The organism is Corynebacterium sp. KPL2734, from assembly GCF_040225595.1.
GTDB lineage: Bacteria > Actinomycetota > Actinomycetes > Mycobacteriales > Mycobacteriaceae > Corynebacterium > Corynebacterium rhinophilum.
Genome location: NZ_JBEHFO010000023.1, coordinates 1 through 24,602 on the forward strand (window position 1 = coordinate 1; position 24,602 = coordinate 24,602).

General features: G+C 58.5%; 20 protein-coding genes. 13 read left to right on the top strand and 7 right to left on the bottom strand.

Going from position 1 to position 24,602, the window contains the following annotated elements:
- Positions 1-571 precede the first annotated feature (571 nt).
- Positions 572-4,012, top strand: a complete 3,441-nt coding sequence (locus tag ABRP88_RS10460; RefSeq protein ID WP_349837153.1) for a bifunctional proline dehydrogenase/L-glutamate gamma-semialdehyde dehydrogenase — start codon at positions 572-574, stop codon at positions 4,010-4,012.
- A gap of 143 nt (positions 4,013-4,155) precedes the next feature.
- Positions 4,156-5,616, top strand: coding sequence for an AI-2E family transporter (locus ABRP88_RS10465; RefSeq protein ID WP_349837154.1), 1,461 nt, complete (start codon positions 4,156-4,158; stop codon positions 5,614-5,616).
- Positions 5,617-5,672: 56 nt separating this feature from the next.
- On the opposite strand, the gene ABRP88_RS10470 is transcribed toward ABRP88_RS10465, so the two are convergent.
- Entirely contained in the window at positions 5,673-6,263 is a 591-nt protein-coding gene (locus tag ABRP88_RS10470) for a nucleosidase (RefSeq protein ID WP_349837155.1), read from the bottom strand.
- A 206-nt stretch (positions 6,264-6,469) separates the two neighbouring features.
- On the opposite strand from ABRP88_RS10470, the gene ABRP88_RS10475 reads away from it, so the two are divergent.
- Positions 6,470-7,075: a hypothetical protein gene (locus tag ABRP88_RS10475; protein ID WP_349837156.1), complete on the top strand. Its 606-nt coding sequence runs from the start codon at positions 6,470-6,472 to the stop codon at positions 7,073-7,075.
- A gap of 126 nt (positions 7,076-7,201) precedes the next feature.
- A complete protein-coding gene (locus tag ABRP88_RS10480) occupies positions 7,202-7,834 on the top strand; it encodes a hypothetical protein (protein WP_349837157.1) in 633 nt (210 codons plus the stop codon).
- A gap of 113 nt (positions 7,835-7,947) precedes the next feature.
- On the opposite strand, the gene ABRP88_RS10485 is transcribed toward ABRP88_RS10480, so the two are convergent.
- Genes ABRP88_RS10485 through ABRP88_RS10495 form a run of 3 tightly spaced genes read right to left on the bottom strand, consistent with a single transcriptional unit; the run spans position 7,948 to position 10,915 of the window.
- Positions 7,948-9,231 (bottom strand): sulfate adenylyltransferase subunit 1, encoded by a 1,284-nt coding sequence (locus ABRP88_RS10485; protein ID WP_349837158.1) that lies wholly within the window; start codon positions 9,229-9,231, stop codon positions 7,948-7,950.
- Positions 9,231-10,130, bottom strand: coding sequence for a sulfate adenylyltransferase subunit CysD (cysD, locus tag ABRP88_RS10490; RefSeq protein WP_349837159.1), 900 nt, complete (start codon positions 10,128-10,130; stop codon positions 9,231-9,233). The genes ABRP88_RS10485 and cysD overlap by 1 nt, the downstream gene beginning before the upstream one ends.
- The gene (locus ABRP88_RS10495; RefSeq protein WP_284770411.1) at positions 10,130-10,915 is read right to left on the bottom strand and encodes a phosphoadenylyl-sulfate reductase; all 786 of its coding nucleotides are present in this window, start codon (positions 10,913-10,915) and stop codon (positions 10,130-10,132) included. Before ABRP88_RS10495 ends, cysD begins: the two co-directional genes overlap by 1 nt.
- 172 nt (positions 10,916-11,087) lie before the next feature.
- On the opposite strand from ABRP88_RS10495, the gene ABRP88_RS10500 reads away from it, so the two are divergent.
- From ABRP88_RS10500 to ABRP88_RS10510, 3 genes are all read left to right on the top strand, one after another.
- Positions 11,088-11,504, top strand: coding sequence for a methylenetetrahydrofolate--tRNA-(uracil-5-)-methyltransferase (locus tag ABRP88_RS10500; RefSeq protein ID WP_349837160.1), 417 nt, complete (start codon positions 11,088-11,090; stop codon positions 11,502-11,504).
- 124 nt (positions 11,505-11,628) lie between these two features.
- Entirely contained in the window at positions 11,629-13,371 is a 1,743-nt protein-coding gene (locus tag ABRP88_RS10505) for an ABC transporter ATP-binding protein (RefSeq protein ID WP_349837161.1), read from the top strand.
- Positions 13,371-15,335, top strand: coding sequence for an ABC transporter ATP-binding protein (locus ABRP88_RS10510; protein WP_349837162.1), 1,965 nt, complete (start codon positions 13,371-13,373; stop codon positions 15,333-15,335). Before ABRP88_RS10505 ends, ABRP88_RS10510 begins: the two co-directional genes overlap by 1 nt.
- A gap of 18 nt (positions 15,336-15,353) precedes the next feature.
- On the opposite strand, the gene ABRP88_RS10515 is transcribed toward ABRP88_RS10510, so the two are convergent.
- The 3 genes from ABRP88_RS10515 to ABRP88_RS10525 all read right to left on the bottom strand — a co-directional run bounded on the left by ABRP88_RS10515 (position 15,354) and on the right by ABRP88_RS10525 (position 17,177).
- A complete protein-coding gene (locus tag ABRP88_RS10515) occupies positions 15,354-15,881 on the bottom strand; it encodes a hypothetical protein (protein ID WP_284770407.1) in 528 nt (175 codons plus the stop codon).
- A gap of 98 nt (positions 15,882-15,979) precedes the next feature.
- Positions 15,980-16,747, bottom strand: a complete 768-nt coding sequence (locus tag ABRP88_RS10520; protein ID WP_349837163.1) for a DUF6114 domain-containing protein — start codon at positions 16,745-16,747, stop codon at positions 15,980-15,982.
- Positions 16,737-17,177, bottom strand: a complete 441-nt coding sequence (locus ABRP88_RS10525; RefSeq protein WP_284783104.1) for a DUF6230 family protein — start codon at positions 17,175-17,177, stop codon at positions 16,737-16,739. The genes ABRP88_RS10520 and ABRP88_RS10525 overlap by 11 nt, the downstream gene beginning before the upstream one ends.
- Between ABRP88_RS10525 and ABRP88_RS10530 the strand changes: the two genes are divergently transcribed.
- From ABRP88_RS10530 to ABRP88_RS10555, 6 genes are all read left to right on the top strand, one after another.
- Positions 17,176-17,442: a hypothetical protein gene (locus ABRP88_RS10530; protein WP_284783105.1), complete on the top strand. Its 267-nt coding sequence runs from the start codon at positions 17,176-17,178 to the stop codon at positions 17,440-17,442. The two genes, ABRP88_RS10525 and ABRP88_RS10530, sit on opposite strands and share 2 nt — an antisense overlap.
- 284 nt (positions 17,443-17,726) lie before the next feature.
- A complete protein-coding gene (locus tag ABRP88_RS10535; protein ID WP_349837164.1) occupies positions 17,727-18,803 on the top strand; it encodes an oxygenase MpaB family protein in 1,077 nt (358 codons plus the stop codon).
- A gap of 78 nt (positions 18,804-18,881) precedes the next feature.
- On the top strand, positions 18,882-20,468 hold the full coding sequence (locus ABRP88_RS10540; protein ID WP_349837165.1) for a succinic semialdehyde dehydrogenase: 1,587 nt from the start codon (positions 18,882-18,884) through the stop codon (positions 20,466-20,468).
- A 166-nt stretch (positions 20,469-20,634) separates the two neighbouring features.
- Positions 20,635-21,441 carry an NAD(P)-binding protein gene (locus ABRP88_RS10545; protein WP_349837166.1) on the top strand — a complete coding sequence of 269 codons (807 nt, stop codon included), beginning with the start codon at positions 20,635-20,637 and terminating at the stop codon, positions 21,439-21,441.
- Entirely contained in the window at positions 21,441-22,340 is a 900-nt protein-coding gene (locus ABRP88_RS10550; RefSeq protein WP_349837167.1) for an oxygenase MpaB family protein, read from the top strand. Before ABRP88_RS10545 ends, ABRP88_RS10550 begins: the two co-directional genes overlap by 1 nt.
- Before the next feature lie 106 nt (positions 22,341-22,446).
- A partial coding sequence (locus ABRP88_RS10555; RefSeq protein WP_349837168.1) for a (Fe-S)-binding protein occupies positions 22,447-24,602 on the top strand: 2,156 nt, incomplete at its 3' end.

A 24,602-nucleotide genomic window follows, 5' to 3' on the forward strand; every position in this document is an offset into this window, starting at 1 on the left:
ATCGTGGCCCCACCCCCTCAAAACCCCACATGCTGGGGTTTTATTTTTTACCTTTTTACCCCCACGGCCGATTTCCCTAACGAGACTAGCATCACTATATCGACAACCCTATAATTGACTTCACAGACAACTACATAGCATTTCCCGCGCATCAATCGGCCACATTCGGCCGGTGATGCCCATACTAGGACCGGAATAGGAAACCACTACTGGGCTTTCTTTCCTGCCCCTAGCTCCACATCGCCACAGTGTAGAAAGCAGGTGAGTGTTGAACACCAACTTGGCACGCGTCCGCCGCCATAGCGACAGGCCCCCGGTCCCCACTACCGATAGCACTATGGCTTGTTGATTCGCTTGGCTTAAACCACCGAGCAGCGGCGCGCGCATCCCGCGTGTTCCACTCATTGCCAGGTATGCGGAGTCCTAATCGCTCGCATGCTTGCCAATTTCCATAGACTTACCAGCCACCTTCTGCCCCCGGCGCTAAGAGTCACAGAACAAAGGCCACACCGCGGTGTGGGTTGGCCACCAACCTGGAAGTACACGTTTCGAAAAAGAGGTTGAATTTCACATGACTTCTCCCGCATACACCCGCACGCCACTATCTGATGATGTTGAGGCCGTACTGCCCGCCGCCATTAAGCGGGCGCAAGGCTGGCTCGATTCCACCGCAGATGAAAAGGACAAGGCCACCGAGCAGCTCGCGGAGCTGTTGCGCGATGACAATGGCGTGAAGTTCACCATGGACTTCGTTGACCGCGTCATGCGCCCAGAGGATGACAAGGTCGCGGCCAAGGCACTGAAGGATATTTCTTCCCAGTACGATCCTTCCTTCTTGGGCAGCATCAATGGCGCACTCGTCGGCGCCGGCGGTTTCTTCGGCCCGATCCTGCCTAACCTGGTCATGCCGGTAGCGCGCCTATACATGCGCAAGATGGTTGGCCACCTGGTGCTGGACGCGGAATCGGATGCGCTCAATGACACCCTGGAAAAGGCCGCTGCTTCCGGCGAGCAGTTGAATCTCAACCTTTTGGGTGAGGCCGTGCTCGGTGAAGAGGAAGCAAAGTCCCGCGCGCGCCGCACGCTGGATCTCATCAAGAACCCGCGCGTGACCTACGTATCCGTCAAGGCGTCCTCGATGGTGGCGCAGCTGAATAACTGGGACATCGGCAGTTCCGTGGAGCGCCTGAAGGACCGCCTGCGCCCGCTCTACCAGGAAGCCGCACGCCGCAACCCACAGGTCTTTATCAACATGGACATGGAGGAATACCACGACCTCCACCTGACGCTGCGCCTGTTCAAGAGCCTGATGAGCGAGCCGGAGTTCAAGAATCTGGAATCCGGAATCGTGTTGCAGGCTTACCTGCCCGATACCTTCGATGCCCTCCAGGACATCGCGGAATTTGCCAAGCAGCGCGTGGCAGAGGGCGGCGCCAAGGTCAAGGTGCGCATTGTAAAGGGTGCCAACCTGTCCATGGAAACCGCTGAAAGCGAAGTCCACGACTGGCCGCTGGCCACCTACACCAATAAGCTAGACGTAGACGCTAACTACTACCGTCTGCTGGATTACATCCTGCAGGAGGAATTCGCAGACTGCATCCGCATCGGTGTGGCCAGCCACAACCTGTACACCATCGCCATGGCCTACGAGCTGGGTGTAAAGCGTGGCGTGCTGCACATGCTGGATTCTGAGATGCTGCAGGGCATGTCCCCGGCGCAGCAGGCAGCGGCGCGCAAGGTTTACGAAGGCCGCCAGATTCTCTACACCCCGGTGGTGCACGCGGATGACTTTGACGTCGCCGTGTCCTACCTGGTGCGCCGCCTGGAGGAGAACTCCGCGCCGCAGAACTTCCTCTACGCCCTCTTCGCCCCGGGTGAGGAGCCGCTGGCAAGCCAGGAAGAGACGTTCCGCAAGGCCGTTGCCAAGCGCTGGGATACCTTCGCCGGATCGCGCCGCACCCAGAACCGCCTCGAGGATTCCGGGCGTCAGGCACCGGATTCAGGTCGCTTCAGGAACGAACCTGATACGGACCCGGCAATTACCCCGAACCGCACTTGGGCCAAGCGTGCGCTTGCAAATGACCCCGGTGAGCACGGCGTCCAAGAGGTTACCGACCCGTCTGCTGTTGAAAGCTACGTCGCCCGCGCCAAGGAGCTGGGCACCGAATGGGGCAAGCGCCCCGCCGCAGAACGCGCCGCAGCCCTGGACGCCGTCGCGGACCAGCTTGCCGCCAAGCGCGGAGACTTCATCTCCGTAGCCGCTTATGAGGCAAATAAGACGGTCACCCAGACTGACCCTGAGATCTCGGAAGCCATTGACTTCTGCACCTACTACGGCCAGTCTGCTCGCTTCTTGGAAGAGGCACACTCCGAGTTCCACCCGCACACCGTCACCGTGGTGACCCCGCCGTGGAACTTCCCCATCGCCATTCCTACCGGCGGCATTGCAGCTTCCTTGGCGGCGGGCTCGGCGGTCATCGTCAAGCCTGCTCCCCAGGTGGTCCACTGCGGCAAGATGGTGGTTGAGGCCTTCCGCACCGCTTTGGAGGCAGAAGGCTTGGACCCGGATCTGGTGCAGCTGGTGCTTACTGATGAAGGCGATGCCGGCAAGGCCCTGCTTTCCCACGACGATGTGGACAACATCATCTTGACCGGTGCATCCGATACCGGCGCGCTCTTCCGCTCCTGGAAGCCCAAGATGAACCTGATGGCAGAGACCTCCGGTAAGAACGCGCTGGTCATCACCCCGGCCGCCGACCCGGACCTGGCCATCCAGGACCTGTACAACTCCGCCTTCGGCCACTCCGGCCAGAAGTGTTCGGCCGCTTCGCTGGTGATTTTCGTCGGCGCTGCGGGCAAGTCCAAGCGCATGCGCGAGCAGCTGCTGGATTCCGTCAAGACCTTGAAGCCTGGTCCGGGCTATGACATCACCACGACGATGAACGGCCTTGCTGAAAAGCCGAGTGAGAAGCTGCTGCGCGGCCTGACCCAGCTGGAGCCGGGCGAGAAGTGGCTGCTGAAGCCGGAGAAGCTCAACGAAGAGGGCACCCTGTGGTCCCCGGGTATTCGCGATAATGTCCAGCCGGGCTCTTGGTACCACAAGAATGAGTGCTTCGGCCCCATCCTCGGCATCATGTACGCCGATACCTTGGAAGAGGCCATTGCTTGGCAAAACAGCACCGGCTATGGCCTGACCGGCGGCATCCACTCCCTGGATGACAAGGAAATCGAGTACTGGATCGACAACGTTGAGGTGGGCAACGCCTACGTCAACCGCGGCATTACCGGCGCGATTGTTCAGCGCCAGTCCTTCGGTGGCTGGAAGAAGTCCGTCATGGGCCCAGGTGCGAAGGCCGGCGGCCCGAACTACGTGGCCCAGATGGGCACCTGGACCGATGGCGAGCTCAAGCCGCGCGACGTGGATATCGCCCCAGCAAGCGTAAAAATTCTGCAGCGCCTGCGCGATGAGCTTTCTGATGAGCTCAGCCAGGACGATCTGGAATGGCTCTGGCGCTCTGCCGAGCTGGACCGGATTGCGTGGCTCGAGGAATTCGGCCGCACCCACGACCGCACCGCGCTGGTCGCTGAAGCCAACCGCTTCCGCTACCGCCCGCTGCTAACCAAGCTGCGCATCCGCGTGGGCGAGGACTACAAGCTGCGCGATGTCGCCCGCCAGGTACTGGCTTCCGGGATTACCGGCACCGAGACGGAAATCTCCGCCGCCCCAGAGGTTGCCGCCCAGCTGCAGGAGCTCGGCTTCGACGTGAAGTCCATTTCTGATGGTTCCTTCGCTGCCGCCGTGGCCAATGACGAGTCCTCCCGCGTGCGTGCCCTCGGCACCGTACCGGATTCCGTCTACGAGGCAGCGGTGCGCTCCAACTCCGTGGTACTGGACCAGCCCGTGCTTGCCGATGGCCGCCGTGAGCTCATGCCTTACCTCCTCGAGCAGGCAGTCTCCGTGACCATGCACCGCTTCGGCATCATCCGCAACGTGGGCAACCTGCGCGACTAATACGCCGATTGCTGCCCGTCGCGGCAGATTGAATAAGCGCCCCACCTTCTCCCGCTTTCTTGCTGGGAGTTGGGTGGGGCGCTATCTTTTTCTCTGCTTTTCCTGCGCTATCCCTAGGTGGTTTCCTGTGGCATAGTAGATGAATGACTACGCCAGATAACCACTCCCCTAACGGCACCGGGCAACACTCGGGCCAGAACTCGGCGCACCGCCCGCAGTATCCGTCGGCGCTCGAGCAAAACTCCGTCAATCGCAAGGCTGACGCGAAGAACCCCTATGCCGCGCCGCTGGTTTCCCCCGATGAGTCCCAGTTGGGCGCGGAGGTAGCCACCGCAGATCCCGCCGATCGCGATAATAAGTCCGCCGTGCTGGCCAAGGACTTCCGCAGCATGGCCAAGATTTCGGTGTGCTTCATCCTCATCGCGGCAGGATTGGGCTTGGCGGGGTTCCTGCTGCGCTTTATTTGGGTGGGCCTGCTGCCGGTTATCCTCGCCATCTTGGTCTCGACAGTGCTTTATCCAGTTAGCGCTTGGCTGCGCTCTAAGGGCTTTCCCCGCACACTGGCAGCGGTCACGACGCTTTTAGGCTTGGTGGTTATTTTCGGCGGCATCTTTGCTGCCATGGCGCCCATGGTCACCGCACAGTCCAAGGTGCTTATTAATGAGGCCGAAGCCGGCATCATGCAGCTAACCAAGATGGTCAATGATTCCCCACTGGATATTCAGGTGGACCAACTGCAATCGGTCTTTCAAGACATCGTGAGCTTTGCCAAGGGCCAGGCCTCCACCATCGCCACCGGCGTGCTTTCTGGTTTCTCCATGGCCAGCTCCATTGCGGTAGCCACCGTTATCATGCTCTTTATCACCTTCTTCATCATTAAAGACGGCGATAGGTTCCTGCCCTGGCTGCGCAAATATACCGGTAATTCCGCTGCCTGGCACATCACGGAACTTACCTCTCGCGTGTGGAAGACGCTGTCTGGCTTCATTCAGGCCCAAGCCCTAGTCGCGCTTGTCGATGCCGTCTTCATCGGCCTCGGCCTCTGGGTCCTCCAAGTCCCACTGGCACTGGTCATCGCCGTCATCACTTTCTTCGCCGGCTTTATCCCCATCATCGGTGCGGTCACCGCCGGCGCCTTGGCTGTCATCATCGCCTTGGTATCCAACGGCCTGACCAATGCGCTGCTCGCGCTGGCGCTAATCATCATTGTCCAGCAGGTAGAAAGCAACGTCCTCCAGCCCATCCTGCAGTCCAAGGCCATGGGCCTGCACGCGGCCATCGTCTTGCTCTCCATCACCGTGGGCTCCACCCTGGCCGGCATCGTTGGCGCTTTCCTCGCCGTGCCAGTCGCCGCGACCATTGCCGTTGTCCTGCGCTACCATGCAGAAATGGCCGCCCTGCGCGCCGGCGAGGTTTCCCCCGATGACATCGAAATCGTCACCGGATCCAAGTCAGTATCCAAAGACGACGAAGCTGAGGATGCGGACAATACAGACCCCGAGGCCGAGCGCACCGGCGAAGAAGGCGACGCCGAGAGCCCCCTCGAAGAGTCTCCTCGCAAGAAGGTTAAGCAGCTTTTCGCGGCCATGAGCCCGCTGACTTAAAGAATCCGCCCTTCCTCCGCCGTGCGAGACGGCGAGGAAGGCAATGGAGGCATCGGCTAGCGCAAGAAGCCTAAATCGGCCGCGGCAGCGGCCAACTGGCGGGCGCTGCGGTCCAAGACGCGAGCCCAGGTGCCCATTGATTCCTCATTAGCGGAATCGGAGACCTGCTTCAGCAGTGTGCAGGGCACACCAAAGCGCTGGCAGGTTGCGGCAATAGAATAGCCCTCCATATCGCATAGCTGGGCTTTTTTCACCAGCTCATTGCGCAATGCGGTAGTAGAGACAAACATGTCACCGGTGGCCAACCCGCGTGCCGGGAGCTCGCCGGAGGTCTCCAGCTCGATGAATTCTGGCAGGAGGTAACGGCTGATATCGGTCAGCACTTCTAGCTTGAAATCGTGCTTGGTTGCTTTATTGATCTCGAAGACGCCATCCATGCCATCGACAAGCGCGCCCGCCGTTCCGATATTGACCACGCGCTCAGGCAAAGCATCGTTTGCGCGAGCCTCTGCCAATACTTCGGTCAGGCAAATCGCGGCTGGAACCGTGCCGATACCGGTAATGAGCAGCGCTTCGCCGTCTGGAATGTGCGCAGCTTCGGCGTCCACGGCCGCCACGAATAATGTTCGTCCAGATAAATTTTCCATGCCTGCGACAATACCTGCACCCCACGTGGTCGCTGGACTCGCCGGCACAGATGCTTGTCCTTCTGCACCGCTGGCATCACTGTTTTCGGCGGCACCCGAGTTACAGAATTCCAGCGACAAGCCCCAATGTCCCAGCTATGGTTTAAGGACAGCCCTTTCCCATATCCCCACTATTTTCTGCTGCGCTTTAGTCTAAGGAATCTCTCGTGAGTAAGTACAACCCTTCGCAGGAACCAGAATCATCCCCCGCCGCACAAGCAAGCTCGTCGCCGGACGCTGGGCCGCGCGCAGAGGCCCAGGAAGGAACCGAAGAAAGTAAAGGCAAGCGGGTCGCGATGATCACCATCGCCATCATCGCTGTTATTGCCTTGGTGGCGGGAGTGACCTTTTCCTTTAATAGACCGGCAAGCTCTAGCGATGAGGCCGCGGAGCCCGCATTTTCTGATTTACAACAATATTCCGCTAAGAATGCACCCGGTTCAAAGGAAACTGAATCCACCGCCACCGCGGACGACCCTGCGCCGCAAAAGCAGGAAGAGCCTGCTTCTACGGAAGAAAAATGCGGCACTTACTACGGGGAAGCGATTAGCCAGCTCCATCGGCCCATCCAATTATATTGCGATGACAGCTGGCTTTATGTGGCCGAATCTGGCACCTCGCATTTCTCGCTCTTCCAGTGGAGCGGCAACGGCTGGGATGGGCTGCGGCCGGATGGCATGATCCATCCAGCGGAAATTTCCTGCTATACCCGCGGCAACTTGGAGAAAGAAAATGTACCAGAGGATCTGATTGAGGAAATTGAGCCATGCTAGTAACAATCCGCCTAGTTACTAGGAGACACCCACCGTGCCGAAACCCAACTTTTTAATTGGCCATAAAGCAATGAAAGTCGCGCTACAAATTCGACCAAGATGAACTCATGCAAAGGAGCTCCCTCGTTGACTAATAATAATTCTTTGGGTCAGCCGGATCCCTCTCAGCACCAACCGTGGAATTCCTCTTCCCCTACCGGAGATTCCACAGGTAATACTGGGAAAAGTGGCAAGGCCACACGCTTGGCGATGATCGTCCTCGCAATCATTGCCATCATCGCAATCACCGCCGGTGTCACGTGGGCGTTCACGAATAGCAGCGATTCTGCTGATTCCACTGACGCCGATGCCTTTGTCCCCGTCACCACGTCTCAAGAGGAAAACAAAGATGAGGACGCAGCCGCAGAGAAACCTGAACCTGCGACGAAGACGACAACGGAGACCCAGATCCGCTCAGGCCAATCCACTGGGAATGATCCATGCGATGGCCGCTACATCATGATCGTCAAGTCTGCCATCATTCCCGTGGGCGAGGATCCGTCAGCAGAGACGCAACGCGTGCAAAACAAATACCCGGGTTCCAAGATTCTTTCCGGCAATGCCTGTAGTTCTCTCCGCGGCCAAGTCGACGGAGGCACAGCATATGCGATCTACTTCGACGCCGGCCACAGCGTGGACAAAGTCTGCGAACTCAAGGCTGCGTACGGCGGCAACGCCCGATCCCTAAATAACAACGGAGACTTCAGCGATCCCTGTTAAGAGGGGGCTTCTGCCTTTCAGCGATGGCTCTCATGAAGTGCGCACCACAAATGTCTACAGCTACCGCGTGCTTCTCGGTTGCTGTAGACGATTGTGCGCTTGGTGCACGAGCCTTAGCGCAAGCGGTGGCCTACGAAGCCGGCGGCCAGGGTATTGCCGGAGGATTGATCAATGAGCAGGAAATTTCCCACGGCGCCGCGGGCGGCGTAATCCTCCACGGGCAGTTCGGCCTGGGTCTGGATGGTGATATGGGCGATATCGTTCATAACAACGGCCTCAGGATCATCAACGTCAGATATGCCATCGAGATCCAAGGTGCGGGAAAGAGCAGCGATGCGGGCCTTGACCAAGGAGGAACCATAGCGCAACTTGAGCATCTGGCCGGGCTTTAGGTCCTTTTCGGTAAGGCCTACCACCGTGGCAGCGAATTCCCGGGTGGCCGGGGGACGCTGGGCGCCGGCGAGGAGATCGCCGCGGGTGAGATCTACGTCATCGGCAAGCAGTAGCGTCACTGAATCACCGGCGGCGGCCGAGGAAGCTGGCCCGTCGGCGGTATCGATCTGGGTGACGGCGCTGGTGCGGCCTTCGGGCAGGTGCACCGTATCGCCCACGGAGATGGACCCGGCCTTCACGCGGCCGGCGTAGCCACGGTAATCGGTGGCGTGTTCGCGGATGACGTACTGGATGGGAAAGCGAAAGTCCAGCTCATCGGCGCGTCCGGTGGCGACGGGGATGGTCTCAAGCACCTCGAGGACGGTGAGGCCGGTGTACCAGTCCATGGTGGTAGAGCGCTCGACCACGTTATCGCCCTTGAGCGCGGAAATGGGCACGACGGTGGTATCGGTAATGTCCAGGCGCTGTGCAATCTTATGGAATTCGGCCTCGATATCGCGGAAGACCTGCTCGTCATAGTCCACGAGGTCGATCTTGTTTACCGCGAGGACGACGTGGCGCACGCCCAGGAGCGCGGCCACGTTGAGGTGGCGGCGGGTTTGTTCGACGACGCCGTGTCGGGCATCGATGAGCAGCACCACTACCTGCGAGGTGGACATGCCGGTAACCGTATTGCGGGTGTACTGCACGTGGCCTGGGGTATCGGCGAGGATGAAGGTGCGCTTATCGGTGGCGAAGTAGCGGTAGGCCACGTCGATGGTGATGCCTTGCTCGCGCTCGGCACGCAGGCCATCGACAAGCAGGGAAAGATCCATGCCATCGAAACCGCGATCGGAGGAGGAACGCTCCATGGACTCAACCTGATCCGCGAGCACGGACTTGGTGTCATAGAGCAGGCGGCCGACGAAGGTGGATTTGCCGTCATCAACGGAGCCGGCGGTGCATAAGCGCAGGGTATCGCGCTGTTTGAGGGCGCCGACATTTGGCGCGAGGGTAGTCGTCATCAGAAGTAGCCTTCCTTCTTGCGGTCTTCCATGGCGGATTCGGAAAGTTTGTCATCGGCGCGGGTGGCACCGCGCTCAGACAGGGTGGAAATGGAGATTTCCGCGAGCACCTCATCCGGGCTGGAGGCGGTGGAGTCGACGGCACCGGTGCAGGACATATCGCCGACGGTGCGGTAGCGCACGGTGCGGGTTTCTAGCTGTTCATTGTCTTTCGGCCCGCCCCATTCGCCCGGGGAAAGCCACATGCCGCCGCGGTTGAAGACCTCGCGCTGGTGCGAATAATAAATGGGCGGCAGCTCAAGCTCGCGCGCGCCGATGTATTCCCAAATATCGGATTCGGTCCAGTTGGAGATGGGAAAGACACGCACGTTTTCGCCGGCCATCTTGCCGCCGTTGTACAGATCCCACAGCTCGGGGCGCTGGCGGCGAGGGTCCCACCCGCCGAAGGAATCGCGGATAGAAAAGATGCGTTCCTTGGCGCGGGCGCGCTCCTCATCGCGGCGGGCCCCGCCCAGCACGGCGTCGTACTCGCGCTTGGCGATGGTCTCTACCAGCGGCACCGACTGCAGCGGGTTGCGCGTGCCATCGGGCCGTTCCTGCAGCTCGCCGCTATCGATCCAGTCTTGAACGTGGGCGACGTGGAGGCGGGCGCCGGATTCCGCAACCAGGTCATCGCGGAATTTGATGACCTCGGGGAAGTTATGGCCGGTATCCACGTGGAGCAATTCAAAAGGCACCGTGGCCGGGGCGAAGGCGCGACGGGCCAGCTCGAAGACGACAACGGAGTCCTTGCCGCCGGAAAAGAGGAGGCCTACCTTATCGAATTGCCCGGCAACCTCGCGCAGGATGTGGATGGATTCATTTTCTAGGTCTTGTAGGTGTGGGGAAAGTGTGCTCATTATTCGTGTAACCCGCATTCTGTCTTGCCATCTCCAAATACTCGCCCGGAGCGGGCGTCCTCACCGTCGCCAACCGGGAAGGTCAACGGCGCATCGCCGATGGACCGGTATCCCTGCAGGGTCAGCGGGTGGATGATGAGGTCATTATCTGCGATGTACTGATCGGTATCGTCCAAGTTCCAAGTGATAATCGGCGAAATCTTTAACCGCCCAGTGCGGTCCAGGCTGAGCGCCGGGGCGTGGGCGCGGTGCTCGGAATCGGCCCGGCGCAGGCCCGTGACCCATCCGGCATAAGGGTCCATGGCCATATTCAGTGGCTCCACCTTGCGCATGCGGTTATACGCGGCAGTATCGCGCGCGTACAGGCGCGGGCCGTACACCTCATCTTGCTCTTCGGGGCTCAGCAGCGGCAGTACGCGAACAAGGGGGAGATCCGGGTAGCGCTTATCCACCTCTTCGGCCACTTGGAGGGTTTCTGGAAAGTGCCAGCCGGTATCGATGAAGAGGAGATCCGCTGCGAGCCCGGCGCGGTGGGAGAGCTCTGCCAGCACGGTATTTTCCATGGACATGGTGACCGCAAGCCGGCCAGGGGCGTGCTCGGCGGCCCACTCGGTGATGTTTTCTGCGGATTCGTAGGCGAGCTTATCCGCCCATTTGTCCACTAGCTGTTCATTGCGCGCGGCCACCTCGGTGGAAAGCGGCGCGGTATCGCGCGTGCCTTCGGGCGAGATGTGGGGATCGCGGAAGGGCTTTCCGCCATCCAGCAGGTTCGTCGTTGGGTTCATGAGCTCACACACTAGGCAACCCTGGCACCTGACGCAGCACGTTTTTCCGGAAACGGCGCTGAGCTTGGCCAAAGGGAAGAATAAAATGTTTTATTTCTGAACCAAGCTGACTAGATTTATAGACAATGTAGTCTATCGCGGGCCTACCGGATTTGCCCGAGGAGGAACTTTTATGCAGCGTGTTGCCATCATTGGAGAAGGCCCTGCCGCCTTATCCACCACGGAAAGACTTCTAAGCGCCGGTATGTGCGTAGACCTCATCTCAGAAAAAACTGCACCGTTCGGTCTACTGCGCCGGTTCGCGGGGCTTGCTGGGGTGCTGGAGGAGGCCGTGCCGCACGAGTGCGCACCGGGGACTACTCCGCGGCTTCGACTACTGGGAAACGTGCGCGTGGGAGTAGACGGCGATATCACCCATAACGAGGTCCACCAGTTGGCCGCCCACGGTGACCGTGAGCTCATCATCATGGAATTAAAAGCCCGTGGCATTCCCGTCACCACGTGGGAGGGGCTGTGCACGCCAATCACGGATTTTGAGGACTGGACCAGCGTCATCGCTCAGGCACAGCTGGCACACGTCTTGGTCTAGATTCGGCCTTGCGGGCAGGTACCGAACGGGCAGGTACCAAAAATAAATATCGTTCGCCCCGCGTGCGCTAACCAGATATACTTGCGCGGCTAACCCCTATCAACCCCGAAAGAAGCGCAGGTTTATGGATCTAGTCCGAATCCTCTTCACCCGCTCGGCGCCTTATACGCTCTACGTCATAGCGGTACTTATCCTGCAGGCGCTGTCCACCGCAGCGACCCTGTATCTGCCCTCCTTGAACGCCAAGATCATTGATGAAGGCGTGTCCAAGGGCGATATCGACTATATCTGGCGCACCGGCGGAATCATGCTCATCGTGGCCTTTGTCCAGGTCATTACCGCCATCGGCGCGGTGTGGTTCGGCAGCCGCACCGCCATGGGCGTGGGCCGGGATTTGCGCAGCGAGGTCTTCCGCAAGGTCACCAGCTTCTCCGCAGAAGATATGAGCGAGTTCGGCACGCCCACGCTTATTACCCGCGGCACCAATGACGTGCAGCAGGTGCAGATGGTTTACATGATGATGCTGAACTTCATGGTCACAGCACCCATTATGTCCATAGGCGGCATCATCATGGCTATGCGCGAGGACGCCGGACTGTCCTGGTTGGTCTGGGTTTCTGTCGCGGTGTTGCTCGGCACCATCTCCGTCCTCATCGCGCGGCTTATGCCGCTTTTTCGTTCTATGCAGGACAAATTGGACACCATCAACGGCACCTTGCGCGAGCAAATCACCGGCATCCGCGTCGTGCGCGCCTTTGTGCGCGAGGCTTATGAAACTGAGCGCTTTACCAAGGCCAATAAGGACATTACCCAGCTTTCGCTGAAAATCGGCCAGCTTTTTGTCCTCATGTTCCCGATTATCACCGTCATTTTGAACGTGGCCACGGGCGCAGTGCTGTGGTTTGGCGGCCAGCGCGTGGATGCCGGGCTTGTCGATGTCGGCGGGCTCACCGCTTTCCTGCAGTACCTGCTGCAAATCCTCGCCGCGGTCATGATGGGCACGTTTATGGCGATGATGCTTCCGCGCGCCCTCGTGTGTGCCCGCCGCATCACCGGCGTCTTAAGCCACAAGCCTTCCATTACCCCGCCGAAAGATACCGTCACCCCGGCGACCAATTCCGGCACGGTGGAATTTCGCAATGTCAGTTTCTCCTATGCCGGGGCGGATGCCCCAGTGCTAGAGGATATTTCCTTTACCGCCACTCCCGGCACCACCACCGCGATCATCGGTTCTACCGGCGCGGGCAAGACCACGCTGCTTTCCCTCATCCCGCGCCTGTACGTCCCGAGCGCGGGCGAGGTGCTTATCGATGCCACTCCCACAACCTCCCTCTCCCGCCCGGACATCGTCAGCCGCGTTTCGCTCGTGCCGCAAAAGGCCTACCTCTTTAGTGGCACGGTGGCCTCCAATCTGCGGTTGGGCCGCCCCGAGGCCACCGATGATGAATTATGGGAGGCGCTGCGCGTGGCGCAGGCGGACTTCGTCGATGAATTAGACATGCCCATCGCACAGGGCGGCACCAATGTATCGGGCGGGCAGCGCCAGCGCCTCTCCATTGCCCGCATGCTCGTGGCTAAGCCGCGCATTTATCTCTTCGATGATTCCTTCTCCGCGCTGGATGTGGTTACGGATGCCAACGTGCGCGCCGCCATGCACAAGTCTTTTGCCGAGCGCGGCGAGGACGTCACCACCATCATAGTCGCCCAGCGCGTGGCCTCCATCCAGGATGCCGATCAGATTTTGGTCATCGATAAAGGACGGATTGTCGCCCGCGGTACCCACACTGAGTTGCTGAAATCCTCGGGCGTGTACCAGGAAATCGTTGAATCCCAAGAAACCGCCGGAGTAGCTGGAGGAGAGCACTAATGGCCAAGGACACCACACACAACTCCTCCGCTGAGGACGCCGAGCTCCAGGAGCTTGAGGCCAAGGTCGCCGCCGATGAATGGTCCGGTTCCGCGCCCCGCCAGGCCAAGAATTTCTGGCCCTCTGCTAAACGCTTGCTACTACTTCTCATGCCCTATAAGCGGCTGCTAGCGGTAGTGGCGGCGATGAACATAGTCTGCGTCTTCCTCGCGGTCTTCGCACCCAAGGTCTTGGGCGATGCCATGGACGTCATCTTCTCCGGCGTTATCTCCCGCGAGCTGCCATCTGGTATCTCGGCGCAGCAAGCCATCGACGGCATGCGCGCCCAGGGCCAGGATCAGGTGGCCGATATGGCCTCCGGCATGGACTTCACTCCCGGCGAGGGCATCGACTTTACCCGCTTGGGCACGCTTATCATCGCGGTGATCGCGATGTACATCGTCTCTGCCGCCTTCGAGCTCTGGCAAGGGCTCATCTTAAACCGCCTGACCGTCGACACGGTCTACGAGCTGCGCCAGCGCGTAGAGGCCAAGGTGCATGCGCTGCCGTTGAATTACTTCGATTCCCACCAGCGCGGCGATATCCTCTCGCGCACCACCAATGACATCGACAATGTGCAACAGGCCCTCCAACAGGCACTCTCCCAGCTGTTTTATAATATCCTGATGATCCTGGGCATCACCGTGATGATGTTTAGCATCTCTTGGCAGCTTGCCCTGGTGGCACTCTTGGCGCTGCCGCTGACCGCGCTGATCATCGGGGTCATTGGCGGACGCTCGCAACGCCAATTCAAAACCCAGTGGCGCGCTACCGGCCAGCTCAATGGTCAGGTAGAAGAGTCCTTCTCCGGCCACGATCTGGGCATCGTCTTTGGCCGCACGGAGGATATGACGCGCCAATTTGATGAGCGCAATGACGAACTCTTCCGCTCCTCCGCGCTGGCGCAATTCCTCTCCGGCATCATGATGCCCATCATGCAATTCGTGTCCTACTTGTCTTATGTGGCCATCGCCGTCCTCGGCGGCCTGCGCGTGGCCAACGGGCAGATGACCCTGGGCCAGGCCACCGCCTTTATCCAGTACTCCCGCGAATTTAACCAGCCGTTGGGCCAATTGGGCGGCATGATGCAACAGGTGCAATCCGGCGTGGCCTCTGCCGAGCGCGTCTTCGAGTTCCTCGACGCCGAAGAGCAAACGTTGGAGAACACCAGCGATGAGCTAGCCGGCCGAGCCCGCGGCCGCGTGGAGTTTCAGGACGTTGACTTTTCCTATTCGCCGGAGAAGGAACTTATTACCGGGCTCAACCTGCGCGTGGAGCCGGGGCAAACCGCGGCGATCGTGGGCCCTACCGGCGCGGGCAAGACCACCATGGTCAACCTGCTCATGCGCTTTTATGACATCGATGCTGGGCGCATTCTTATCGATGGCCACGATACCGCCCACATGCCCCGCACCGCCCTGCGCTCCCAGGTGGGCATGGTGCTACAAGATGCCGTCCTCTTTGAGGGCACCATCATGGACAATATCCGCTACGGCCGGCTTGATGCCACGGACGATGAGGTCATCGCCGCGGCCAAAGCCACCTACGTGGATCGCTTCGTGCACTCCCTGCCGGAGGGGTATGACACCGTCATCGACCAAGATGGCGGCGCCATCTCCGCCGGTGAGCGCCAGCTGATTACCATCGCTCGCGCCTTTTTGGCCCAGCCCGCATTGCTCATCTTGGATGAGGCGACCTCGTCCGTGGATACCCGCACCGAGGTACTCGTCCAAGACGCCATGAATGCCCTGCGCGCTGAGCGCACCTCCTTCGTCATTGCCCACCGCTTGTCCACCATCCGGGATGCTGATCTGATCTTGGTGATGGAAAACGGGGGCATCGTCGAGCAAGGCTCGCACGAAGAACTACTGCGCGCCCAAGGCTCTTATTGGCGCCTGCACCAATCGCAGTTCAACAAGGCTTAAAGGGAAGCTGCAGCGTGGTTACTTCACGTTGAGCTGGACTTGCGGGGCGTGCAAATTAGCGCCCTGCAGGTTGACCAGCTCCATGGTGACATCTTGCAGCGAAATGTGCTCCATCAGAACGTTCGGGATAGGAGCATCGGGCACCACGTGCGGGTCAGGAACGCCCAATTGATCAAGCACCGCGTTGAGATCGCCGTTGGATAAATCGACGTTTACCGGGATGGTGGGGTGATCCACCACCGCGGGTGTTGTCTGCAGTCCAGTGGTCAGGACGGTGACCGGCCCGTCCGTGACGGTGGTTTCCACGTCACCAGTGGTTAGCTTGCCTTGTCCCATAGCTGCGGGCAGGGTCAACGCCAGGTTTCGCGCGGCCAACTTGTCACCTACGAGCTTCAGCGCTCGTTGTTCACCCTGTGCTGTAGGCACAGTGATAAGCGAGGCGCTTACGTTTCCAGTCAGGGTGACATTATCAGCAGTCACCGTGCTGAGTTCAGATTGCGCTAAGGCCAAGCCTTCCTGCGCACGGGTTTCCTCAGGTTGGTTCACCGCACACACCGCTGTAAAAGCGCAGAGCACTGCAAGCGCACTACCTTTTACCACACGAGCAGAGCGACGACGCGGTAGTGAGCTCAGCCTGAATAGCTTCATGCTGAAACCGCCAGTTCTTTGGCCTGGGACTTTTTCTTCTTCTTGTGCTTCTTAGGGGACTTCTGGCGATCCTGTGGCTGCCAGGCAAATGCGAGCGCACCACCGATAATGCCCAAAAGGCTGCCTATTACGAAGCCACCCAGATTTGTGGTGGGAAGCGCGATGATTGCTACCAAGATGGCTAAAACACCCAGGTAAGACGATGTCTCCTGCCTAAACCAAGATCCAAAGCCGAACATGATTAGTGCCGCACCAATAAGGAGCGTCGAAACGCCAGACACCGTGGAAATCATGACCAACAGATCAGAAATGCGCACAGTAATATAAGCCGGCGCTGCGATGGCGATGCCGGACAAGATGAGCAATAAGCCACCCGCGAACGGACAACGCTTGCGCCAGTGTTTAAACCGCTGCCACCAGCTTTCTTTAGGGGCCACTCGGGTCACGGCTTTGTCATTTTTGTTATTCGCTGCGGAATCCTGCGGTTCATTAGCACTTTTTACCGCATCCGCTACCGACTGCGATGAGTTCTCTCCATCGCTTTCCGCCGCAGCCGTTGCTTCAGCACCAGCATCAGCGGTGCCGTCGGCCTTCGTCTCCGCAGCACTAGTGTGATCGGTGCCAGCGGCGGCCTCGCCAGCGGCATGTCTGGCCGGCTCTTGGGAGGAATCTTGGGCGCTGCGTGCAGCTTCGCCGTTATCGGTACCGGTTTCGTTCACCGCAGGCATGCGCAAAGTCTCATCATCAGAAGACTTAGCAGCCATTGTTGTTGCTTCCCCTCTTCACCGTCACATTCACACCAGAGGCAGCGAGCCTTTCTGCTCCCACCGAGGTCGTGCGAATATCATCCGCGCTCAGGGTCACCTTCTGCGCGTACAATCCCCACGAACCTGGATCAGCCTTGTCATTGACCTGGCTGGCATCAATACCCACGTTGGCATTCGTCAGATCCAGCTGACCCTTAATGTCGGTAGCACCAACCAAGAGGTTCTCTACCTCCACACTGTCATCACCATTCGCACGGAGGGCGAAGGTGGTCTCGCCAATCCCTGGGACATCAGGAAGGTTGGCGGACAGGCACAAGTTGGAAGCCACAGCGTGCTCAAACTTCAAGCGCGCGGCGGGGATGGTTTCTTCTCCCATCTTGTCCCTATCAACGAAGATCGACAGTCCTTCGCCCTCCAGGTGGCTCATGTTCACCTTAAAGAAGGTTCCTGAAAGTGCGATATTAGCGGTCAAGCCGCCTTGGGCTACCGCAAAACCTGTTACACCAAAAGCTGCAAGCCCGGCAGTCAGTGCGGTTGCAAACTTTGGAATACTAATCCTGCCCATGAAGGAACCTTTCTGTGGAATTGAAAAGGCGGGGTCCCTGCCTGTTTTAGCGGCATCCCCCGTCTACGGTGAATTTTTCAGCCCACTCTTTACCGCGGCCAGAGATCTACAGGCCGAGGATGAGTAATAGACCTACGCAATCCACTGATCAAATGAGCTTGAACACACGTTAACACTACCTGAGACACATCACACAAAAAGGGGTGCAATTAAATACGCCCGCAACGGTGTAGTCCAGATCATATGTTTAATGAAGATTATCGCACCCCCTGCCGTTGTCAACTTCCGATCCCCCACTAAACCTGCAGCGCACAAAGTTGCACCCCCAAATTTGTGCGCCATGTAATAGGTGTGCACCGGTGTGTGTTACGCTACACAACCAACAGATTTTATCGACTAAGGAGGGTCGAATTGTCCAACTCACTGAAACCCGAAAATACACAGGCAAACGAAGAAAATACCCACATTGATTCCCCTCAGTCCGGTGCAGAAGAAGTAAACGCTCAGGATAAGAAGGAAGAAAAGCGCGAACTGCGCCGCGCTCCTTTGGGCCCGGATTCCCTGTTGTGGAAGTGGGGCTCGGATAACCGCCTGCAGCTGCTGCGTGGCTACACCGGCATTTTGCAGAATATGCACCCCGCGATTGGTCAGTCCCTTTTGGACCACTCGAAGTTCTTCGACGAACCTTTCGCCCGCCTGCAGCGCTCTACGCCGCAGATTATTGAGTCCATCTACGATGATGGGGACATCGGTGAGCGCATTCGCGACTACCACGTCACTATTAAGGGCACGCTGCAAAATGGCGAGCGTTACCACTCCTTGAACCCAGAGACTTACTACTGGGCACACGCTACCTTCGTCTACCGCGTTATCTACGCCCAAGAGCTCTTCGGTACCCCGTTCACCAAGGAAGAGCGCGACCAAATCGTTCGCGAGGGCGTGACTTGGTGGGATAAGTACGGCATGTCTGAGCGCCCGGTCATTGATAACTACGATGACTTGATCAAGTACATGGATGAGATGGCAGACACCGTGCTTGAGCGCAACCAGACCGTTGACTTCGCACTGCGCACCGCACGCGTAGAGCCGGTCAAGGCTCCGGAAGGCGTTCCAGAGGCCGTATGGAAGGTTATCTGGAAGCCCATTATGCGCAGCGCTATCTGGTTGACTGTGGCTACCCTGCCGCAGAAGTACCGCGACATCTTGGAGCTGAAGTGGACCAAGCGCGACCAAAAGCGCTTCGACCGCATCGCCAAGTCCGTTCGCTTCATCATGGACCACCTCCCAGAGGACAAGCGCTACATGGAGCCGGGTCGTTCCTTGATGATCAAGAACGGGATGATCGAGGGCAAGTACAAGGAGCCGAAGAAGATCCAAGGCTACAACGCCACCCAGGCTAAGGACTCTGCTGCCACCGCGGAATCTACCGACAAGCCGGATTCCGATGATGCAGTAGCCGCACGCCGTGCAGCCGGCTGCCCGTTCTAAATCACACCGGCTTCCTTATTGTTCGTGAGCTTTTTAGCTCACGAACCTTTTCATTGATCTTTCTGGAGCGTGCATTACATGTCTTTACCACGCCGTCTACAAGAACGGCCCTTGCCACAGCAATTACTAACTGAGCTACAACATCTCACCACTAACTACTCCACCGGTTCGCTGGATAAAGGCGAACGCAAAGCGGTCCACTCCCCCTTATTTGAAGAAGAATTAGGCTGGGTTGGAGTAGGTTCCGAAGAAGACGTAGATGAGGCTTTCCGCCGTTCGCGTCAGGCCCAAAAGGCATGGGCCGATACCGACGTTAAACAGCGCGTAAAGGTAATGAAGCGCTTCCACCACCTCGTGGCTAAACACCGCGAGCTGCTGGCGGATTTCATCCAATTGGAAACCGGCAAGGACCGCACGGCCGCCTTTGATGAGGTACTCGATGTACTAAATAACGCGCGTTATTACTCAAATAATGCGCCAAAGCTATTGGCCACCCAGAAGCAGCCGGGCGCATTTCCACTCATCACCAAAACTCACTTGCAGCGAGTTCCTAAGGGTGTTGTGGGACAAATCAGCCCGTGGAACTATCCATTAGCATTGGGCATTTCCGATGCCGTTGCGGCACTACTTGCCGGCAATGGCGTTGTGGCCAAGCCCGATGGATCCACCCCGTTTTCTAACCTGATTTCCCTCTACCTCTTGAAGGAAGCAGGACTGCCGAAGGATTTGCTGCAGATCATTACCGGCTCCGGTCGAGTCGTTGGCTCAGCCATCTCCGAACGCTGCGATTACCTGATGTTTACCGGTTCCACCAAGACCGGCAAGATTTTGGGCGCCACCGTAGGCGAGCGCCTCGTCGGATACTCCGCAGAACTGGGTGGCAAGAACCCGATGATCATCGCGCCGGATGCGGACATCGACAAGCATATTGACACCATCGCTACCGCCTGCTTTTCCAATTCAGGCCAGCTGTGTGTGTCGATTGAACGCATCTACGTCCCCGATGCCATCTTCGATCAATTCATTACCGCATTCCGCCGGGCAACCGAATCCATCAAACTTGGTTCCGGTTTGAACTGGGACTACACGATGGGTTCACTCATCGGCCAAAACCAACTAGATGTGGTGCAGCACTTTGTCGACGATGCCGTAGATAAGGGTGCCACCGTTATTACCGGCGGCAAGCCCCGCCCGGATATCGGCCCCTACCACTTTGAACCCACGGTTCTCACTGATTTGGCAGAAGGCACCGAGCTTGCAGAGCAAGAGGTCTTTGGCCCCGTGGTGTATGTGCAACGCGTGCGCGATGTCGAAGAGGCCATCGAGCAGGCTAATAAATTGCCCTACGGTCTGAACTCCTCTGTATTCGGCCAGCCCGAAACCGCGCAAGGCATCGCTGAGAAAATCGATGCAGGCAGCGTGACCATCAATGACGGCTACGCCTCCACGTGGGCCTCAATTTCCACCCCGTTGGGTGGCGTCAAGGAGTCTGGCGTTGGCCGCCGCCATGGCCACGAGGGGCTGACCAAATATACGGAAGCGAAGAATATCTCCTCGCAAAGGATCATGCCGATGCGCGGACCAAGTTGGCTTCCCAATAAGTACTACGGCACCCTGCTGAGCTCCGCGTTGCGCTTAGGAAAAACCTTGCGCTTCCTCCCCTAGGCGCTGCGCAGCATAACCAGTCACCTTTTAAATTCAGTAACTCACTTCACGTTCAATGGGTATGTGTGTACTATCACAACATATTCACGAATTGTGTCCTCTGGGAAGATAAATTGCACAACACACAGCGGCCAGTAAGCGCCCTGTGAAACTCGAAAGGAACAGTATGTTCAAGCCATACCGCCGACCGACTGTCGCAGTGGTTGGTGCCGGAGTAGCCGGATGCGCCGCGGCTTCTGAATGCGCATTCTCTGGATTCGACACCGTTCTTTTTGAACAAGAACCATACATCGGCGGCCACTTCAATTCCGCTGAAGCCACTGAGGTTTCCCGGAAGTACCACTTCCGTACCCCGTACCTCCGTCTCACCAAAACTGATGGCTCGCCAGCTTCTGTAGTACGCCACCTTGAAGAGGCTGTTGCTGCCAGTGGCGCCGAGTTCCGCGGTTCCACCGCCGTTACTGGTGCCGAGTTCGACCGAGCAGAAGGCAAATGGGAAATCTCCTACCTCGGTGATTCCGGTCAGGAAACCCAAGCTTTCGATGTGTTAATTCGCGCCACCGGCGAGGAATCCCCGTGGATTTCCGTACCGGGACGGTCAAAGGCCAGCGTCGATGACATGTACCTCCACCACGGTGTAGAGGTATTTGGGCTGCCTAATGCCCTCTTTGTTGACGGCCCCACCCCGCGCGACTCTTACCTCAAGCGTCGCCCACTAGCTGTCATCGAAGCCCGCGCCGATCACTGCCGCCGCTACGTCCGCCAGCTCGAAATTCGTGGACCAGGCGAACTAACCGTCAAGCACGATAAATGGTTGGTTCAGCCCGGCACTGTACGCGGAATCCGCGAAGTGCTCGCAGGGTTCGATGCACCGGCCCATGATTTCAAGCGAGCATCCAACTACGCCCCTGAGTCCGCCTCGTCCGAACGCCAGAAACATCAAAAGTCCGCTACTGCCCTTAAGGAGGCATAATGACTACTCTGAGCAATCCTGAAAGCACTGTAAACGACAAGCACACCCAGACTGCAGATAACAACACCGATAACCTGCCTGAGCTGGGTCCAGATTCCATCCTGTGGCAGCGCTTTGGTGACTGGCGCTCCGCATTCGTCGCACTGTCTGCTGGTCTTTTGCAGATTGCCCAGCGTGACATCAGCCGGTCTCTAGTGCAGCACTCCAACGTTTTCGATAACGAGGTTGCGCGCTTGGTTCGCTCCGCCTTCCCGATCATCCGCACGATCTACGAAGGCCCAGAAGTTGGCGTCATGATTCGTGACTTCCACAAGGACATCAAGGGCACCCACCCAGATGGAAGCCGCTACCACCCGCTGAACCCGGATGTTTACTACTGGGCACACGCCACCTTCGCTGCTATGCCGTACCAGCTGGCCGGCAACTTCATGGATCCTCTGACCCCAGAGGAGCGCGAGCAGCTCTTCCAGGAGACCCGTACCTGGTACACCTTTTACGAGGTTGCAGAGCCCGACGATGCGCCAAAGACGTACGCTGAGTTTGAAGAGTACGTGGACAACATGATCGATACCCTCGATATCAGCGAAACCATCGAGCGCTCCCGCATCATCAACGGCCTCACCCTCGACACCCCAGATCCTAAGGTGCCCAACTGGCTGTGGAAGCCCATTGCACCTTACGCATCCCGCCTGCTGTTGTGGGTTGCTATCGGCATGATTCCGGACAAGCTGCGCAACAAGCTTGGCTGGGAGTGGACCAAGAAGGATGAGCGCAAGCTCAAGATCTTCTCCCGCGCCGTCCGTGGCGTCTTCTCCGTCCTTCCGCGTAAAGCACGCATGGTTCCTATTGCTACCCGCGCCTTTGAGAAGGCGGAAGCTGAAGGCGGTTTCCACTACTAAGGCCTTTACCCCTTCACTCATAGTTACTGAATACTGACTCCCACGATTGCACCTTGAGGCCTTAAGGTAGATAACAACGTGGAGCATTAGTAGTGAAGGAGCACGAATGACAACCGTGTCCGGTTGGATTGCTATAGCCACATCGATTCCGGTGTGGCTATACTTTTTCGCCCGCATAGGCGCGCTCATTAAGTTCATCCGCTCGGGCGGGCCAACCCAACTAGAGCGCACCAATAGCCCCGTAAAACGCCTCGGGCGCGTGCTGGCAGAGGTCTTCGGCCACACCCACTTCAAGGGAAAACCATTGGTCAATGCCGCCCACTGGGCGGTCATGGTGGGCTTCTTATTCGGCATCCTGGTGTGGTTTGAGGCCTATATTCAAACCTTCGCCCCGGATAAAGGGTGGCCCGGCTTAAGCACCTGGCCGGTGTTTCACTTTGTGGAAGAAGTACTTGGCATCGGCACGGTGCTGGGCATCTGCTTCCTCATCGGCGTGCGCCTGAAACTAGGCGATACCGAGCGCGGCAGCCGCTTTTTCAACTCCCAAACGGCAGCGGCCCGCTGGGTGGAGGCCATCGTTTTCATCGAGGGCCTCAGCATGCTCTTGGTCAAAGCCTCCAAAATCGCAGCTTTTGGTGGCGGTTCCGCAGTCGCGGATTTCTTGACTATTCACTTAGCTAAGGCACTGCCCGAATCCCCGGCACTGGTCAGCTTCTTCGCCTTGGTCAAGCTGCTATCCGGGCTCCTTTTCATCTTCTTTATTTCCCGCAAATTCCAGTGGGGTGTCATGTGGCACCGCTTCATGGCGTTTTTCAATATCTTTTTCCAGCGCAATACCTCTGGGGAAAAGGCGCTCAAATCCCTGCCCACCCCGGACTTGGAAGAAGACATCACCCCTGGCAGCTGGAAGATGCTGCTGGATTCAACCGCGTGCACCGAGTGCGGCCGCTGCCAAGAGCTGTGCCCGGCCTGGAATACCGATAAGCCGCTCAGCCCCAAAAAGGTCATGATGGACTTGCGCCAAGGCGCGCTAGATAATTACAACCCGCACGAGGGCCTCGATGTGCTCTCGATGGCTGGCGTCATCGACGATGATGTCCTGTGGTCCTGCACCAACTGCGGTGCCTGCGTGGATCAGTGCCCCACCGATATCGAGCACATTGACCATATTGCAGACCTGCGCCGCTTCAAGGTCTTGGCAGAATCCGATTTCCCATCGGAGCTTACCGGCCTATTTAAGAACATGGAGACCAAGGGCAACCCCTGGGGCCGCAATAATTCCGAGCGCCGCGCCTGGATTGATGAGGCGCGTGCCGATGGCATCGAGGTACCCATCATTGGCGAGGATGCCGCGGACTTCTCCGATATGGAATACCTTCTCTGGGTAGGCTGCGCCGGCGCTTATGATGACAATGGCCGCCGCACCACCCGCGCCGTCGTGGATCTTCTCCATACCGCCGGCGTAAAGTTCGGCGTGCTTTCTACGGGTGAGACCTGCACCGGCGACCCCGCCCGCCGCGCCGGCAATGAGTTCTTGTTCCAAATGATGGCGCAACAAAACGTTGAAACACTCAACAACGCTTTCGAGGGCGTGCCGGAAGGCCAGCGGAAAATCATCACGACCTGCCCACACTGCTTTAATACCATCCGCAATGAGTACCCGGACTTTGACGGGCATTTCGATGTCTTCCACCACACGCAGCTGCTCAACCGCTTGGTGCGCGAAAAGCTGCTGCAGCCGGTTCCGCGCACCCCGGAAAACCGCAAGCCCATCACCTATCACGATCCGTGCTTCTTAGGCCGGCACAATAAGGTCTTCGATCCCCCGCGCGAGCTTCTCGAGGCCACGGGCGTCGAGCTGCGCGAGATGGACAAGTCCCGCGATGAAGCCTTCTGCTGTGGCGCCGGCGGCGCGCGCATGTTCATGGAAGAAAAGTTGGGTTCTCGCATCAATGAGTTCCGCACGGAGCAGGCACTGGAGACCGGCGCCGAGGAAATCGCCACTGGCTGCCCGTTCTGCAATGTCATGATGACCGGCGGCGTGAAGTCTCTGGCCGCCGAGTCCACCCCCACCACACAGGTCAACGACGTGGCCACCATGCTGCGCAACTCCATTTCCCTGGATGACAAGGGCACCCTTCCAGAACCCCGCCCCAAGGCCTTTTTGGGCACCCCAGTGCGCCACCGTGCGGCTTCAGCTACCGCTACCGCTGAATCCCCCAAGGCACCCGCGCCTGCCGATGCCCCCTCCTCTACCACTGT